Source organism: [Clostridium] symbiosum ATCC 14940 (assembly GCF_000466485.1).
GTDB lineage: Bacteria > Bacillota > Clostridia > Lachnospirales > Lachnospiraceae > Otoolea > Otoolea symbiosa.
Map to the genome: position 1 here is coordinate 1 of NZ_KE992824.1, position 16,149 is coordinate 16,149.

A 16,149-nucleotide genomic window follows, 5' to 3' on the forward strand; every position below is an offset into this window, starting at 1 on the left:
GGACGCGTCCTCCAACCTCAGTTAAATCTCCAATTTATTACACTGTTAACTAACTGACATTGCCGTGTGAATAGAAACCCAGGGCCTGCTGCCTGATACCGTCTCCGCAAAGCCGGAAAGGGAACACGCCTCATGAGACGCATTCCCTTTCATTTACTCTTCCTTGGTATTTACAATTCTTCCCGAAGCAGCCGGTAAAGAGTCGGCTCCACGTGCAGTTCCTCCATTAATTTCTGAAGTTCCAGCCCTTCATCCTTCTTTGGTTTTCCCTGCTTCACCGCCCGTATCATAATATTCTTCGGCGTATGCTCCATATCGATAAATTCGAGTATCTGCGTCTTATATCCACACTGCTCCAGAAGCTGCGCGCGGATACCGTCGGTGATAAGCGCGGACATCCTCTCCTTCAGCAGTCCATAGCCCAGAACCGGCTGGAGCAGCCCGTTACTTATCTGGCTGTTCAGCTCATGCTGGCAGCACGGCACGGACAGAATTACATCCGCTCCCCATCTGACCGCTTTCGCCATCGCGTAATCCGTGGCCGTGTCGCAGGCGTGGAGCGTCACCACCATATCCACATGAGTGACGCCTTCATAACCGGCAATATCGCCATGGTAAAAATGAAGATTCTCAAAGCCGAATTTCTCACTGAGCCGGTTGCAGAGCGCAATTACATCCTTTTTAAGATCCAGTCCCACCACCTGAATCGGATAGCCCTTAAGCTCCTTCAGATAATAGTACATGGCAAACGTCAGGTATGACTTGCCGCAGCCAAAATCGATGATGGTATTTACCCGGTTCCGGTCAAGCCTCGGCAGAATATCCTCGATAAACTCCAGGAACCGGTTGATCTGGCGGAATTTATCATACCGCGCCTTCACTACCTTTCCGTCCGCCGTCATCACGCCAAGCTCCGCCAGAAAGGGAACCGGAGTGCCTTCCGCCAAAACGTAATTTTTCTTCCGGTTATGGCTCGCCAGGCGCTCCATAGCCTCCACAGACAGATTATTTCCTGAGGCAGCGCCCTTTCCCTTCTGTCCGGGCGCTATCTTCAGCTTTTTCTTCACAGTGACCGTCCCCTTTTTACCAACGAGGACATTCATGGAACCGGCCCCTGAGACGACCTCCCCATTCCGGTAGAGACTGTCAAGCTGCTTAAGCAGATAAGAAAGTGCTTCTTCCCTGTCCATATTTTTTTGAAACGCTTGTTTTTCCGTAAACTCTTCCACCTGAAATTTCAGCGTCCCCTTAAGCATAAGGGGACGCACAGTCATCTTGATGTAATGATCACGGTTGCGGGGGTTGCTGAAAATCATCCGTTCCAGCTCCCCGTTTAAAAAGAAGCGGAACGCTTCTTCCAATTCTCTTTTATCAGCCATTGCTATTCCATCTTTCTGTTACTAATTGAGGCCCGGAGGACGCAGACGGGAACATCCGTGGTCCGTTCCGTACTCGTCCTCCGGGCCCCAACTAACTTTAATTCTTAAAGCTGTGAACCGGCGCCGGGATGCGTCCCGTCCTGCCTATGAAGGCGTCACAGGAAAATTTATTGACCGGGATAATCGGCGCATAGCCCAGAAGGCCGCCGAACTGAGCCGTATCGCCGACTTTCTTTCCGATTACCGGAATCAGACGGACGGCCGTGGTTTTCTGGTTGATCATACCGATGGCCGCCTCATCTGCGATAATGCCTGAAATCGTGGATGGCTTTGTATCACCGGGAATTGCGATCATGTCGAGGCCGACGGAACATACACATGTCATCGCCTCCAGTTTTTCAAGGGTGAGCGCCCCTTCCGCCACGGCATCGATCATACCCTGATCCTCGCTGACCGGAATAAATGCGCCGCTTAAGCCTCCCACATAAGAAGAAGCCATGATACCGCCCTTCTTCACCTGGTCGTTGAGCATGGCAAGGGCAGCCGTCGTTCCAGGCGCTCCGCTCCGCTCAAGTCCGATTTCTTCCAGGATCTCGGCTACGCTATCCCCGATCGCAGGAGTCGGCGCAAGGGAAAGATCGATAATCCCAAATGGAACACCGAGACGTTTGGAAGCTTCCTGTGCTACAAGCTGGCCGACACGGGTGATTTTAAACGCAGTTTTTTTAATTGTCTCACAGAGGACTTCAAAATTCTCCCCTCTGACCTTCTCAAGCGCCGTCTTTACCACGCCCGGACCGCTGACGCCGACATTGATTATCGCATCTGCTTCAGTCACGCCGTGGAAGGCTCCCGCCATAAACGGATTATCATCCGGCGCATTGCAGAATACCACAAGCTTTGCACATCCCAGAGAATCCTTATCTTTGGTCGCCTCCGCCGTCGCCACGATAATCTCGCCCATCAGGCGTACCGCGTCCATATTGAGACCTGTTTTTGTGGAACCGACATTGATGGAGCTGCACACGCGGTCCGTCACGGCAAGGGCCTGCGGAATCGACCGGATCAGGCGTTCCTCGGCAGGTGTCATCCCTTTAGACACAAGAGCCGAATATCCGCCGATAAAATTGACGCCGACTTCCTTCGCCGCCTTATCGAGGGTCTTGGCTATCTCTACAAAATCCTCCGTGGATTTACAGGCGCTGCCGCCGACTAACGCAATGGGGGTAATGGAAATTCTCTTATTCACAATCGGAACTCCGAATTCCCTTCCAATAGCGTCTCCGGTGGATACCAGATCCTTTGCATAGGAAGTGATCTTATTGTAAATCTTCTCATTCAGCTTCGCCAGGTCGCTGTCAATACAGTCCAGGAGGCTGATGCCCATCGTGATGGTACGTACGTCCAGCTTCTCATGGGCAATCATATTGTTGGTCTCAATTACTTCAAACATATTAATCATGTGTTTATTCCGTCCTTTCTCCTGCCCCGTTATCAGATGCGGTGCATGCTGGTAAAGATTTCTTCCCTCTGGCAGCGGATTGTGACGCCGATATCCTCGCCTACCTTTTCAAGCTCCTTTGCCATATCGTCAAAGGACTTCGGGGATCCGGAAATATCCACGATCATCATCATGTTAAAATACTCCTGCAGAATCGTCTGCGTGATATCCAGAATGTTCATCCCGTTTTCAGCCAGGTAATTGCACGTCCTGGCAACAATGCCCACCCTGTCTTTCCCAACGATAGTAATAATAATTTTGCTCATAGCGGTTCCTCCTCGATTCTCTGGTCTTCTCTTTTTAGTAGTACAAATCTATAATGTAACAATCGGAGACATTTCGTCACGCTTTGCTACTGTAATAGGAAAATCGGACGCCGTATACGGCGAATCTCCCTGACTTATCTCCAGACGCACCGTCTCATAAGCCAGTTCTTCATAATTATTCTCCTTGCTCAGATGCCCCAGGAAAATATGTTTTAAGTTGTCATGGAGGATACAGTTCAAAAGACGCCCTGCATTCTCATTGGAAAGATGGCCGTAATCTCCGAGAATACGCCGTTTCAGATAATATGGATACGGCCCTGCCTCCAGCATCTTTACATCGTGGTTGGATTCCAGCAAAATGGCGTCCAGTCCCTGCAGATGGTCAATGATATACTGTGAATAATGCCCCATATCGGTAGCTACCGCCACCGACCTCCGGTTATTCTGGACCCGGTATGCCACCGGATTGGCCGCATCGTGATCTATGCGGAACGGCTTTATCTCAAGGTCGCCTATGTAAAAGTCCACATCATGACAGATGGGACGAAATAACTCCCTGGGGTAATCTCCCAGGCTTTTCACATTACCGATTTCCTCCAGCGTTTCCTTGGTGCTGTAAATCGGAGTGCCGTATTTTCTGGCCAGAACTCCCAGCCCTTTTATATGATCGGAATGCTCATGTGTAATCAGGATTCCGTCCAGATCATTTCCCGTCACCCCGATTTCATTCAGTCCCTTTTCAATCCGTTTATTACTGATTCCGGCATCTATCAGAATATGGGTCTCATCGCTGCCCACATAGATGCAGTTTCCACTGCTGCCGCTTGCTATACTTACCATCCGCATCTGCTTTATTCCTCTTCCAATATGTTCTTTATCGTTACTATTCACAGTCGCTATTCCGCGAGGTGTTTTCACTCGTTTTTTGAGTGAAAATCCCGAGTTTAACGGCGCGACGCGATGAAAAGTAAACTTTTCACCACAATCAACGGTGTTTTTTACCGTTTCTGTGCATCGCAAAGCGTGTTACTGTTTGCGGAACCGCGCTTTTCAGCGGGGCCGTGAATGTAACTCTTTATCTGAGTACGTATCTCTTCCACTGTTTCGTTGTTATCTATCACACGGTCCGCCTGCGCCCTGTATTCATCCTCCGACACCTGGTTTGCCATAATTTCCAGGCATTTCTCCCTGGAGTAGCCGCGGCTTTCCATCAGCCTTTTAATCCGGTTTTCCCTGCTTGTAAAGATATACCAGATTTCATCAAACATAGCGTTGTGTTCCTCGTCAAAAAGAGCCGCCTCCACTGCCACCAGATTTTTGTCGGAATGGGCTATCGCATATTCGATTTCACTCCATACCATGGGGTGAATGATGGAATTCATCTTCTCTATTGAATCCTTATCGCTGAATATCAGCTCCGCCATCCTCTGCCGGTCGATACTTCCGTCAGCGCTCAGAAGGGAGGTTCCAAAGGCGGCAACCACCCGGCCGTAGCCTTTCTTCCCCGGCTCCATCAGCTGGTGGGCCACCTTGTCCGCTATGATAATATCCGCCCCGAACTCTTCCTGCAATATCCGAAGCACTTCGCTCTTGCCGGAGCCGACGCCTCCGGTGATGCTGATGACTTTCATTCTCTTCCTCCACATCCTGCCGCTTCTGTTATATCTCAATTTGAACTTCCCTGTTCTTTTTCGTCCTGCTTTTTATTTCGTCTCGAACCAGGAATGCCCTGTCTTCATATCTATCTCAAGCTCCACCTTAAGATGGGCCGCATTCTTCATCTCTTCCTCCAGAACCTTCTGAACCTTCTCAAGTTCATCCGTCCATGTCTCAATCAGCAGCTCATCGTGCACCTGGAGCACCAGACGGGAGCGAAGCTTCTCTTTTCTCAGCCTCTGATCCACCCGGATCATCGCAATCTTGATGATATCGGCCGCCGTTCCCTGGATCGGGGAGTTCATCGCAACGCGCTCTCCGAAGGATCTCTGCATGAAGTTTGCCGATTTGAGTTCCGGAATCGGCCTTCTCCTTCCAAACATCGTTTCCACATAGCCCTGCTCTTTTCCCAGCTCCACAAGGTGATCCAGGAATTTCTTCACCTCCGGGTATGTCTCAAAGTACCGGTTGATATATTCCAGGGCTTCTTTTCTGGAAATGCTCAGATCCTCACTGAGTCCGAACGCGCTGATTCCGTATACAATTCCAAAGTTAACGGCCTTGGCATTACGTCTCTGCAGCGGCGTCACTTCCTCAAGCGGCACATGGAACACCTCCGATGCCGTAATGGCATGGATATCCTCCGCCATCCTGTAGGCGTCAATCAGCCGTTCATCCCCCGACATGTGAGCCAGGACTCTCAGCTCAATCTGGGAGTAATCGGCGTCCAGGAGAACGCATCCCTCCTGCGGGACAAATACCTTCCTGATTTCCCTGCCCAGCTCCATGCGGACCGGAATATTCTGGAGATTTGGCTCAGTGCTGCTGATCCTCCCGGTAGCCGTTATCGTCTGGTTAAAGGTTCCGTGTATCCGGCCGTCCTCCCTGATAAAAGCGGCCAGACCGTCTGCATAAGTGGATTTTAACTTTGTAAGCTGCCTGTAGTCAAGCACTTTTCTGACAACGGGATATTCCGGCGCCAGCTTCTCCAGCACGTCGGCTGCGGTGGAATATCCGGTTTTCGTCTTTTTTCCGCCCGGCATCTTCATCCGGTCGAACAGGATCTCTCCAAGCTGTTTGGGGGAATTGATATTAAACTCAGTTTCCGTATCCTGATAAATCTCCTGTTCCAGCTTATCAATCTGGACCTTCAGCCTCTCCCCGTAACACCTGAGTTCTTCCCTGCGTACGCAGATCCCCTCTTCCTGCATATGATAGAGACTGTAAATAACCGGCATCTCAATATCAAAGAACAGTTTGCGCATCCCCGATGCCTCCAGTTTTTTAACAAGCTCGGGTTTGGCCTTCCACGCCACGTATGCCATATAGCAGACGCAGGTCTGCGCCTTGTCGGGCATCATGTCAAATGCTGCCGTAAATGAGGTTTTTCCCATTAAATCGGCCTTAGACGGAACCGTCATATCGAGGTAATCCCTGGCAAGGTCGTCGTAATCGTAAGTGTCCTTCAGAGGATTCAGCAGATATCCGGCCACACCGGCGTCGAACATGGCCTCACTGCCGCCATCGTTGCCGCTGCCATCCACCACTCGCCTGTCCCTGTTCTTGAGATACGGAAGCTGCGGCTTCAGATCCAGCACGCTGACAGAGGGAACGGCCGTGCAAAGCTCTTCCATCCGCTCTGCCAGATATTCACCTGTGATAAAGCCTGCTGCGGGAATGCTGTAAATCTTTTCCTCGCCGTAACAGAGCGCCATAGCGGCCACCTGTCCGTTCTCAATAACCAGCTGCATTCCGGCTTCCTGTTTTCCGGCTGCCTCACTGAAAATTTTCTCCGCCTCGGAAAGCTCCGATACGGTTTTAAAATGCTCTTCCACTTTCGAAGCAGAAAAAACATCAGCATCAAATTTCTGGAGAATGGACTTAAACTCCAGCTGTTTCATATGCTGATAAGCTTCCGGTGTATATAAATTGTTGATTCTTGCGTCTTCCAGCGTAAAATCGATATCGCAGTCAATGCAGATCGTCGCGAGTTCCTTGCTCATCTGAGCCATATCGTAATGCTCCCTCAGCGCCTTCTGCGCCCTGGGCGGCTTTACCTCATCGATATTCGCATAGGCATTCTCAATCGAACCATAAGCCGTGATCAGGCTGGTGGCCGTCTTCTCACCGATGGAGGGAACTCCCGGAATATTGTCCGATGCATCTCCCATCAGCGCTTTTACATCTATAAACTCCGTTGGAGTCACATGATATTCCGCCTGTACGTCGGCAGGATAATAATCCTTGATCTCCGTCGTTCCCCTGGATGTCCTCGGCATGCGGATCTTAATTTTCTCATCCGCCAATTGCAGAAGATCCCTGTCTCCCGAGACAACAGAAACCTCCACTCCCTGGGCGGCGCACCGCTTAGCAATCGTTCCCAGGATATCGTCCGCTTCATAGCCGGGACGTGTCAAGATTGGAATGCCCATGGAGGCCAGCACTTCCTTAATGACAGGGACCTGTTCATGGAGTTCTTCCGGCATTGGCTTTCTCGTTCCCTTATAGGCCTCAAACATCTTGTGGCGGAATGTGGGATCTTTTAAGTCAAATGCAACTGCCAGGTGATCCGCTTTTTCATCCTCAATAACCCGGAACATAATGCTCAGGAACCCATATACGGCATTTGTATGAAGGCCCTTGGAATTGGTCAGTTCCGGCACACCGTAAAATGCCCTGTTCAGTATGCTGTGGCCGTCTATCAGTACTAATTTACTCATGTTATTGTCTCCTGTCCTGTCAATTTTAAAAAAACCAGATTCGAAACTGGAGAAGCACCGTCACAATCACTGCCATAATGCTGAGCGTGTTGACTGCATACTTAAGTGACCGGAACAGCCACATCCTGTGTACCCTGGAATAGGATTCCTCGATTCTGCGTTCCAGCGCCCCTGCGATATCAAAGGTACCGTAGCCTTTGTCCAGCTGCTTCAGTCCGACATCTACCATAAAATAGATTTCCAGCTCTTCCTGGCAGTTCCTGCAGGACTCAATATGCGCCAAAAATGCTTCCGTCTCATCACCGGTCAGTTCATCATTAATATACGGCGTCACCAGATGCTCTGCTTCCTGACAAGTCACTGCCATCACCTCCATTGTAACGGCAGAGCACAACCTCCACAAGGCCTGCTCTGCCCATTTTCGTATATCATACAATATTATACCCGATTTTTCAAGCGATCCCTTTCATTGTTTTACGCCCCCATCATCTGCCTGAACAATCCCGCGTACTCCGTCCTGTGGTTCTCGACAAATTCTATCGCTTTGGAAGGATGCTTGCACCCCTGCCCTGTCAGGAGATACGGAATGTCATATCCCCAGAGGATGCCGGCCTGCTTCAACAGAAGGACATGATTTTCAATAAACTCTATCACCGGCAGCTCATTATATTTTTCCGATGAGCCGATATATCCCAAGAGCTGTTCCGAACCGCAGTTGCCGGCTCCCCTGCCCATTCCGTTCACCGTCACATCGAGAAGCGCGGCGCCGCACCGCATTGCCTCAATCGTATTGGCAAATGCCAGCTGCTGGTTGTTGTGGGCATGGATCCCCACCTTTCTGCCATTCCCCGCCAATCTAATGTATCGTTTTGTCAGCGCTTTAATCTGTTCCGGATAAAAGGAGCCGTAGCTGTCCACAACATAGACTGCGTCGGCCCGGCTTTTACTCACGGTTTCCAGCGCCCTGTCTATCTCCTCATCCGTATTATTGGAAATCGCCATAATATTTACCGATGTTTCATAGCCGCGCTCTTTGCAGCAGCTTACCATCTCCATTGCCTCCCCCATCTGTTCCGCATAGGCGGCAATCCGGACCATATCAATCACACTGTCCTTCTTTTCCAAAATGTCTTTACTGTAGTCGGTTCTCCCCACATCAGCCATAACGGAAATCTTCATGGAGGTTTTATTATCCCCGACAACAGCCCTCAAATCTTCCTCGCGGCAGAATTTCCATTTTCCGAACTCCCTGCGGTCAAACAGCGCTTCCGATGCCTTATATCCAAATTCCATATAGTCAATGCCTGCCTGTAAATTTGCCTGATACAGTCCGCGCACAAAGTCATCCGTAAAATAAAAACGGTTTACCAGTCCTCCGTCTCTCAATGTACAATCTAAAATTTTCTGCTCCATGATGTGTCTCCCTTCTGCCCGTCTCTGCGGGGCTTTTGCTGTTATCCGGAAATCCGCTCGTGGGATCCTCCGCAGAGCGGTTTTTAATTTAACAGGAATGTTTTCCTGTTAAATTAAAAAAGAGCCGTGTCTGCACATGCAAACATCGGCTCGTCAAATCTCCCGCTAAGTATCTGGCTACTGATACTGTCTGACTATCCGTAAATGCTCACGCGCAGCAAAAAGAACCGGTACAAAATAAAAGCACCAGTAGCCATAAAATGTATATGCTGTTGTATTCGCACATGCATAATTTTTTGCTGTCATAATGAACACTCCCGTAAAATAGTTAGTTGCATTATAGGGTATCTCACACCATTTGTCAATCACTGAAAACAATTATTTCAAATTACCAGAATCTTATCCGGTACCGGCCCAAAGATTTTCGTTTTTTTATCTTTTGTTATATATACATCATATTCCAGCCTTACACCGTACTCCTGTGTATAAATCCCCGGTTCAATGGAAAACATGGTACCAGGCAGGAGGCGGCGCACGTCATGCGTTTCATAATCATCCAGATTGGCTCCGATTCCATGGCAGTTATGTCCGATATTATGGCCGGTCCGGTGCATGATATACGAATCCAGTCCCTGGGCCCGGAACAGCGTTTTCGCCAGCGCATCGGCTTCGTATCCGCAGATTGCCTTTCCCTCATTCAGACGTTCCTGGATGAAGGACAAAACCCTGCTCCTGACATTATATACCGAATTGAATAACCGTTCGTATTCCGGGTCAATCTCCGGCCCCACATTCATGCACCAGGAGATGTCATAGTAGACGGCATCTTCTTCGGGCAGCCGGCCGGCAATGTCAATAATCAGTCGGCTGCCTTCCCGGATCTGCCGCGAACCGGAAGGCTCCGGCTCATATCCCGGGTCGCAGGCATGATCGTCGATGCCGAAAAAAGGCGGCGAATCCATATAAATTTCTTCTGCTCTGATCAGCCTCCCAAACTCTTTTAACATCATCCATTCGTCAATATACCTGCCCTCATTCAGATTTTTCCGAATCCAGGAGAATATCTCATCCAAAATCCGATGGATGATAACCCCTGCTTTGCGGTGGGACTCAATCTGGGCTTCGGTCAGCACCGCGCCGAAATGCTGCATCAGATCGGCTGAGGACATCGGCTCCATCCCGAATGTCCTCAAATATTCCACCAGACCGGCGTCCATGGTACTGATGGTCGGGACATTGCCTCCGGGCGAATACTGGCAGGCAATGCGTTTACCCGGCTCCAATATCTGCGCCAGCACCTCACGTTGTCCCTGTATTCCTTTATACAGGAACTTCTTCCCCGGCAAATGATCCAAAAGAAGCGGTTCAATCGCCGACAAAACCTTAACCGGTTGTCCTGCTGCCGGAATGTAATAGAACAAACGTCTGGTACACTTCCGGTCAGTCAGTTTCAAAAAATCATGTGTAATGGGATCACGTCCCTGAAAATCCGTAAAAAGCCATCCGTCCAGATCATATTCTTTTAAAAGTGTCTGAATTGCGGTCGTATCCATAGCAATTGTCCCTGTCCTTTCCCGTCCTGCTTACCACATTAAATGAGCATATGCCATCTCTAACCGATACGGCGGTAGGCCGAGCTTACAGGGATATAAAGAAGAGCAATCCCAATAACGGTAAAGCCTGCATTGATAATCGTAGCCGGAATGGACATCACCTCTGCCGCAACGGCTGCGCTGAGCGTACTGCCAAGTAAAACAAGTTCCGCAACCGACCAGACAAAATCTACTGCGATATTTGTGATTCCATACAAAGCTGCGCAGATAACAGCCGCCATGTACTCTTTCTTCCGTTCCCCGGCCGCTCTTCTTTTCATAACTGAGAATACGGCCCCCACAAACAGACATTTTATAATTGTACTGACAAACACATTGGGAATGGCGTGAAGATAGCCATTTAAAATATCAAAAATTATCAGGCCTAATACTCCTGACACCGCAGAACGTTTTCCACCCAGACAAACAATCGAAAGCATTACAAAAATATGGCCGAAATGAAGAAACGGCGTTCCTACTGCAGCCGGGAGCGGTATCCGGAAGGACTGGATTCCCAGGAATATTACAGCCGCAAAAAATGCTGTCATGACGACCGACATCACGTTCGAATGAACCTCTCTTCTGCCAGCCGCACTGCCCTCTCTGTGTGTATTCATTGTTCTCTCATTGTTCATAGCCTATCTCCTCACCTTCTGCTATTATAGATTCTCATGTGTCCCCATTATAGCATTGGACTGACACTATAAAAACATCCAATTTTAATAGTTTTTTAAAGGTCAGTTTTAGCATCCGCCCGCAGTGATACCCGCAAAACGGTTATATTTATGGCGGTGACCTGTTCAATAAAAAAAGATACGGGAGCCTTTAAATTAGAGCCCCTGTATCCTTTTTCCTGTCATTGCGCCGGGAGCGCCGAAACCTTGCCCCTCTTATATTCCCATACCTGCAATGCTGTATTAATAATCATAATTATCCAGGTAATCACTGAAGCTGTCATAATACTCCTCATCCCACCTGCCATTTTTATCGAAATAACAATAGGACCCGTCAATCACAGTGCAAACATCTATCAGCATATGCCCGTTTCCATCAAAATAATACCAGTATTCGCCTATCTCCTGCCAGCCTGTTATCATGTAACCTTCGGCGTTAAAAGCGTAATAATTCCCGTCAATATTATATACACCGTCTTTTTTATAAGTCGTTTCACTGTCCTTGTACCACCAGCCCTTTTCATCCTGTTTCCAGCCTAAAGTTTCCACGGGCGCTGCAGCCGTTGTTTCCGGTATCGGAGCGGCAGCCTGAGTACCTCCGGCGCCGGATGCATTACCGTTGGCAGAGCCTGTGCTTCCGGAACTGCCGGCAGCCCCATTCTTATACGGACAGACTCCATTCGTATGTAAATGGGCCGGATAACCTCCGCAATGATAATGATAGCTGCCCAATCCGCTCTTATTCTTATTATCCCGGTGGCCCCCGCTTGAATCTGTTCTGCCGGAATGAGCCTCAGCAGTGAACACAAATGGATTACTGCCCGCCGGCACAATTGGCGATAAACTGAGCATCATCGCCAATGCAAAACCTGTTAATCGGATTGTTTTCTTTTTCATGCTTTTCCCCTCCTGATTTGTATTTCTGTTATATTCATCACCGAATGTAACACCTCAATTATACCACATTCCTGTTCTGGTTGGACTACTTTTTACAGTAATCAAAAAAACCGCAAATCTCCTGATATTACCAGAAAATTCACGGTTTATGCTTCGTGCCGGCCGCGGGACTTGAACCCGCACGGTGTTGCCACCAATGGATTTTGAGTCCACCTCGTCTGCCATTCCGACAGGCCGGCGTGCTGTCAGCGAATATTATATTACCAAAATTATAAGAAAAATGCAACCACTTTTATAAAAAACAGATAATTTGTTATCACAATTCGGACCTGATGTCACCCGGCCGGAATTTACGTAAGATTTTTACGATAATTCCGGCCGGGTGGCAATGGAACATTTATTAATGATGGAACAGCCGGATACCCGTAAACGCCATCACAATCCCATATTTATTACATACCTCAATCACATTGTCGTCGCGCACGGAGCCGCCGGGCTGGGCTATATATTCCACTCCGCTCTTATGAGCGCGTTCAATGTTGTCTCCAAACGGGAAGAAGGCATCAGAGCCAAGGGTGACACCGCTCATCTGGTCTAACCAGGCGCGTTTCTCTTCTCTGGTGAATACGGGCGGTTTTACCTTGAATATCTTCTGCCATGCGCCTTCGCTGAGTACGTCCATATATTCTTCACCGATATACACATCAATCGCATTGTCCCTGTCTGCTCTTCTTATACCATCCACAAATTCCAGGTTCAGAACCTGGGGAGCCTGACGCAGGTACCAGTTATCGGCTTTCTGGCCTGCAAGTCTGGTACAGTGTACTCTGGACTGCTGGCCCGCGCCGACGCCGATGGCCTGACCGTCCTTTACATAGCATACGGAATTGGACTGCGTGTATTTTAACGTAATGAGCGCAACCATCATATCAATTTTGGCTGAATCGGGAAGCTCCTTCTTCTCCGTCACAATATTTGAGAGAAGCTCCCTGTCAATCTTAAGCTCATTTCTTCCCTGCTCAAAAGTGATTCCGTACACCTGTTTCTTTTCAACCGGAGCCGGAACATAGTCAGGGTCGATCTGAATCACAGTATAGTTTCCGTTCTTCTTCGCTTTCAGGATTTCAAGAGCCTCCTGCGTATAACCTGGCGCAATAACACCGTCTGATACCTCGCGCTTAATCAGGCGCGCCGTATCCGCGTCGCAGACGTCGGAAAGCGATACAAAATCACCAAATGATGACATACGGTCAGCTCCCCTGGCTCTCGCATATGCACACGCGATTGGGGAGAGCTCTCCCATATCCTCCACCCAGTAAATTTTCTTCATTGTGTCATCGAGAGGAAGCCCAACCGCCGCCCCTGCCGGTGATACATGCTTAAAGGATGTGGCGGCCGGAAGTCCGGTGGCCGCCTTCAGTTCTTTTACGAGCTGCCAGCCGTTGAAGGCGTCAAGAAAATTGATGTATCCGGGACGGCCGCTTAATACCTGAATCGGCAGTTCGCTTCCGTCTTCAATATAGATTCTGGATGGTTTCTGGTTTGGATTACAGCCGTATTTTAATTCCAGTTCTTTCATTATGGAAATTCCTCCTTTGTGCTATGCCCGTCGGGTCTTATGACTGATTCTTATTCATAATCTTTGAGCGTGTCTCTCTGGTTGCAATGTCGATGTATCGCACAAACAAAGAAACCTTGTTTTCCGGATTCAGGTTTTCCCAGAGAAGCTCTGCAAACGCTTCCATGTCATCCGGAATCGAGATCAGCTTCGGTTCCCCCTCAAAGCTTGGAAGGGGATTTGCATCATGCATGTAGGTATGGATAAAATGGCCTTCCCCCGGCGCCGGACTTTCATAAGCAAATGTGAAGCGCAGACAGGAATCCGGACTGCCTCCGTTGCTTTTTAAAATCGACATTGCATAGTTGTAGCCGCCGTCCTCAATATGCATGATGCCTGAAATACGCGGGGTATAATTTGGTGCATCCGGCTCAAATTCACGGCAGCGCAGCGTCTGTTCAAATGTAAGCTGCTTGTCCATTCCCTCATAGATTGTATCTGTCTGATCTCCATTCGTCACAATCGTTTTATTGCCCAGAACCCTGACCGGTGCATAAATGATCAGGCTCGGATCCGTGAGCTTTGACGGATCGAATGCCTGTGTGCGGATTCCGTTTCCATCTTCCACAAATACACGGTTTCTGCTGTTCTCACTTCTACCCATGATAAAATATGCCGTCACGGCTTTTGTTCCGTCTGCCGATCTGCCGATGATAATCCCGCGGCCGGGATAGGAATTGTTCTTCAATTCCTCTGCAATAGATAACATTTTCATAGTATGGACCTCCTGCTTACGCTTTTTATATCTTGTTTCTGCTTTTATAATTACATTTTGAAAAATAGTAACCTGATTTTATTATATACCATTTTCTATATTCTTTACCAGTTAGTTTTAATGATTTTTAATAAGAAGGTTTACTTATAATTAATTCATTGACTTTCCGACACGTATGTCGTATATTAAAAACAGACATACATGTCGGAAATGTCGGGGAGGGATAAAGCCATGGGTAAAAAGGGAGATGCAACAAAGGCCGCAATACGGAACACGGCGCTACATTTATTTATCCGGAAGGGATTTAAGGATGTTACGATGAAAGACATATGTGAAGCAGCAGGACTGAGCCGCGGCGGTTTATATATGCATTATGGAAGTACCGGACAGATTTTTGCCGACATCATAAATGAAATTATGTCCGGCCTGGAAAATGACATTGCCGAAAAGATGGAAAACGGTCAGTCTGCAACCGTTATTCTGGATGAGTTACTGGAACGTTACCAGTCCGAAATGCTTGACAGAAGCGGTTCACTGGGACTTGCTTTTTACGAGTATTACAGCAGTATTCCACTATCTGACGATAACGCCATGCTGAAACAGTATTACATTTCAAAAGCAATGCTTTGCAGTCTGATTAAGTATGGAATCAGCAAAGGCGAGTTTCGGCAGGTGAATATTAACGCCGTTGTTGATCTGCTCCTTTTTTCTTATCAGGGAGTCCGGATGCTGAGCAGTATCATGCCGCTGGATGACGACACAATTCCAGCAGGCATGATTAGACAGATTAGGGAGATGTTAATAAAATAAAAGAGGCTGGGAGGTAAAATTGATGAAATTAAAGATTGCAGGAAGCGGCGGAATGTTTCAAATTCCAAATCCATTTTGCAAATGTCCCATCTGTGAGGAGGCGAGAATCAAACGCGGCCGGTATGAACGGTTAGGGCCGAGCCTTTATATTGAGGACATCCATATGCTTATTGATACTCCGGAAGACATTGCCGTCGCCTGTGACCGTCAGGGTATTTCTAAAATTGAATATCTGTCTATCTCGCATAAAGACCCGGATCATACGAGAGGCATGCGTATCGTGGAGCCATTGGGCTACAATTGTATAACCGACAGGGGAACTCCCGTACAATTCATTGCGCTTCCCGGAGTTGTGGACGATATCAATGCGTGGAACGGAGACGGCCTATACTACTATGAAAATGTTCTTCATTGTATTTCCATTATTAAGACAGATTTCATCAAAATAGGAAAAATAGAAATACACCTGGTAAATAACAAAACCCATCGCGGCAATATGACATTTTATGTTATCTCAGACGGGGACAAAAAGGTGATTTATGCCTGCTGTGATGTGAAGCCGTTTGTGTTCAATGAGTTGTATTATGATGCGGATATTTTAATAATCGGACTGGTTTCTGATGACGGCATGCTCAAAGAAGGCCGGGCACTTGATGATGCGCCTTTTAAAGATGATATGTTCACCTTAGAGGAACTTTTGGAAATCAAACATACTTACAGAATCAAGCGCATTATCATCACCCACATTGACGAATACTGGGGCAAATCCTATGCTTATTACCGGGAATTTGAAAAAAGCTTAGATAACATATCATTTGCCTATGATGGTATGGAAATCAACTTATAGCCATCAGCGGCAGGCCGTATTCCAATTAATCATTAGCACGGCATTAATTACGGAAAGAAAG

General features: G+C 48.1%; 15 protein-coding genes and 1 tRNA gene. 2 read left to right on the forward strand and 14 right to left on the reverse strand.

All coding sequences use genetic code 11. The features are described from left to right. Positions 1-170: 170 nt before the first annotated feature. The 14 genes from CLOSYM_RS03505 to CLOSYM_RS03570 all read right to left on the reverse strand — a co-directional run bounded on the left by CLOSYM_RS03505 (position 171) and on the right by CLOSYM_RS03570 (position 14,431). Positions 171-1,379 (reverse strand): class I SAM-dependent methyltransferase, encoded by a 1,209-nt coding sequence (locus CLOSYM_RS03505; protein ID WP_021640969.1) that lies wholly within the window; start codon positions 1,377-1,379, stop codon positions 171-173. A 97-nt stretch (positions 1,380-1,476) separates the two neighbouring features. Next, the gene (locus CLOSYM_RS03510) at positions 1,477-2,841 is read right to left on the reverse strand and encodes a PFL family protein (RefSeq protein WP_003510619.1); all 1,365 of its coding nucleotides are present in this window, start codon (positions 2,839-2,841) and stop codon (positions 1,477-1,479) included. 32 nt (positions 2,842-2,873) lie between these two features. Beyond that, positions 2,874-3,146: an ACT domain-containing protein gene (locus CLOSYM_RS03515; RefSeq protein ID WP_003510615.1), complete on the reverse strand. Its 273-nt coding sequence runs from the start codon at positions 3,144-3,146 to the stop codon at positions 2,874-2,876. Between the two features lie 48 nt (positions 3,147-3,194). After that, positions 3,195-3,992 (reverse strand): MBL fold metallo-hydrolase, encoded by a 798-nt coding sequence (locus CLOSYM_RS03520; RefSeq protein ID WP_009298133.1) that lies wholly within the window; start codon positions 3,990-3,992, stop codon positions 3,195-3,197. Between the two features lie 152 nt (positions 3,993-4,144). Further along, complete coding sequence (gene coaE / locus CLOSYM_RS03525) at positions 4,145-4,777, reverse strand: dephospho-CoA kinase (protein WP_004461862.1); 633 nt, start codon at positions 4,775-4,777, stop codon at positions 4,145-4,147. Positions 4,778-4,849: 72 nt separating this feature from the next. Then, positions 4,850-7,522: a DNA polymerase I gene (polA, locus tag CLOSYM_RS03530; protein ID WP_003510612.1), complete on the reverse strand. Its 2,673-nt coding sequence runs from the start codon at positions 7,520-7,522 to the stop codon at positions 4,850-4,852. Positions 7,523-7,547: 25 nt separating this feature from the next. Next, positions 7,548-7,898 carry an anti-sigma factor family protein gene (locus tag CLOSYM_RS03535; protein ID WP_003510611.1) on the reverse strand — a complete coding sequence of 117 codons (351 nt, stop codon included), beginning with the start codon at positions 7,896-7,898 and terminating at the stop codon, positions 7,548-7,550. A gap of 98 nt (positions 7,899-7,996) precedes the next feature. Then, on the reverse strand, positions 7,997-8,935 hold the full coding sequence (locus CLOSYM_RS03540) for an aldolase catalytic domain-containing protein (RefSeq protein WP_004461866.1): 939 nt from the start codon (positions 8,933-8,935) through the stop codon (positions 7,997-7,999). Between the two features lie 383 nt (positions 8,936-9,318). Continuing rightward, a complete protein-coding gene (locus CLOSYM_RS03545; protein WP_004461869.1) occupies positions 9,319-10,488 on the reverse strand; it encodes a M24 family metallopeptidase in 1,170 nt (389 codons plus the stop codon). Between the two features lie 59 nt (positions 10,489-10,547). Further along, positions 10,548-11,162: an ECF transporter S component gene (locus CLOSYM_RS03550; RefSeq protein WP_003510608.1), complete on the reverse strand. Its 615-nt coding sequence runs from the start codon at positions 11,160-11,162 to the stop codon at positions 10,548-10,550. A gap of 282 nt (positions 11,163-11,444) precedes the next feature. Continuing rightward, positions 11,445-12,098, reverse strand: a complete 654-nt coding sequence (locus CLOSYM_RS03555; protein WP_021640973.1) for a YHYH domain-containing protein — start codon at positions 12,096-12,098, stop codon at positions 11,445-11,447. A 156-nt stretch (positions 12,099-12,254) separates the two neighbouring features. After that, positions 12,255-12,337 (reverse strand) — tRNA-Leu (locus CLOSYM_RS03560). A 161-nt stretch (positions 12,338-12,498) separates the two neighbouring features. Next, complete coding sequence (locus CLOSYM_RS03565) at positions 12,499-13,677, reverse strand: phosphoribosylaminoimidazolecarboxamide formyltransferase (RefSeq protein ID WP_021640974.1); 1,179 nt, start codon at positions 13,675-13,677, stop codon at positions 12,499-12,501. 37 nt (positions 13,678-13,714) lie between these two features. Continuing rightward, positions 13,715-14,431, reverse strand: a complete 717-nt coding sequence (locus CLOSYM_RS03570; RefSeq protein WP_003510605.1) for an IMP cyclohydrolase — start codon at positions 14,429-14,431, stop codon at positions 13,715-13,717. Positions 14,432-14,662: 231 nt separating this feature from the next. Here CLOSYM_RS03570 and CLOSYM_RS03575 point away from each other — a divergent pair, with 231 nt between their 5' ends. Together CLOSYM_RS03575 and CLOSYM_RS03580 are read left to right on the forward strand one after the other, a co-directional pair. Then, positions 14,663-15,241: a TetR/AcrR family transcriptional regulator gene (locus CLOSYM_RS03575; RefSeq protein WP_009298128.1), complete on the forward strand. Its 579-nt coding sequence runs from the start codon at positions 14,663-14,665 to the stop codon at positions 15,239-15,241. Between the two features lie 22 nt (positions 15,242-15,263). Then, positions 15,264-16,088 carry an MBL fold metallo-hydrolase gene (locus CLOSYM_RS03580; protein ID WP_021640977.1) on the forward strand — a complete coding sequence of 275 codons (825 nt, stop codon included), beginning with the start codon at positions 15,264-15,266 and terminating at the stop codon, positions 16,086-16,088. The last annotated feature ends 61 nt before the right edge of the window (positions 16,089-16,149 follow it).

Bases quoted from the DNA above. Each gene is read 5' to 3' on its own strand.
- CLOSYM_RS03505 (WP_021640969.1), bottom strand. From the start codon at position 1,379: ATGGCTGATAAAAGAGAATTGGAAGAAGCGTTCCGCTTCTTTTTAAAC.
- CLOSYM_RS03510 (WP_003510619.1), bottom strand. From the start codon at position 2,841: ATGATTAATATGTTTGAAGTAATTGAGACCAACAATATGATTGCCCAT.
- CLOSYM_RS03515 (WP_003510615.1), bottom strand. From the start codon at position 3,146: ATGAGCAAAATTATTATTACTATCGTTGGGAAAGACAGGGTGGGCATT.
- CLOSYM_RS03520 (WP_009298133.1), bottom strand. From the start codon at position 3,992: ATGCGGATGGTAAGTATAGCAAGCGGCAGCAGTGGAAACTGCATCTAT.
- coaE (WP_004461862.1), bottom strand. From the start codon at position 4,777: ATGAAAGTCATCAGCATCACCGGAGGCGTCGGCTCCGGCAAGAGCGAA.
- polA (WP_003510612.1), bottom strand. From the start codon at position 7,522: ATGAGTAAATTAGTACTGATAGACGGCCACAGCATACTGAACAGGGCA.
- CLOSYM_RS03535 (WP_003510611.1), bottom strand. From the start codon at position 7,898: ATGGAGGTGATGGCAGTGACTTGTCAGGAAGCAGAGCATCTGGTGACG.
- CLOSYM_RS03540 (WP_004461866.1), bottom strand. From the start codon at position 8,935: ATGGAGCAGAAAATTTTAGATTGTACATTGAGAGACGGAGGACTGGTA.
- CLOSYM_RS03545 (WP_004461869.1), bottom strand. From the start codon at position 10,488: ATGGATACGACCGCAATTCAGACACTTTTAAAAGAATATGATCTGGAC.
- CLOSYM_RS03550 (WP_003510608.1), bottom strand. From the start codon at position 11,162: ATGAACAATGAGAGAACAATGAATACACACAGAGAGGGCAGTGCGGCT.
- CLOSYM_RS03555 (WP_021640973.1), bottom strand. From the start codon at position 12,098: ATGAAAAAGAAAACAATCCGATTAACAGGTTTTGCATTGGCGATGATG.
- CLOSYM_RS03565 (WP_021640974.1), bottom strand. From the start codon at position 13,677: ATGAAAGAACTGGAATTAAAATACGGCTGTAATCCAAACCAGAAACCA.
- CLOSYM_RS03570 (WP_003510605.1), bottom strand. From the start codon at position 14,431: ATGAAAATGTTATCTATTGCAGAGGAATTGAAGAACAATTCCTATCCC.
- CLOSYM_RS03575 (WP_009298128.1), top strand. From the start codon at position 14,663: ATGGGTAAAAAGGGAGATGCAACAAAGGCCGCAATACGGAACACGGCG.
- CLOSYM_RS03580 (WP_021640977.1), top strand. From the start codon at position 15,264: ATGAAATTAAAGATTGCAGGAAGCGGCGGAATGTTTCAAATTCCAAAT.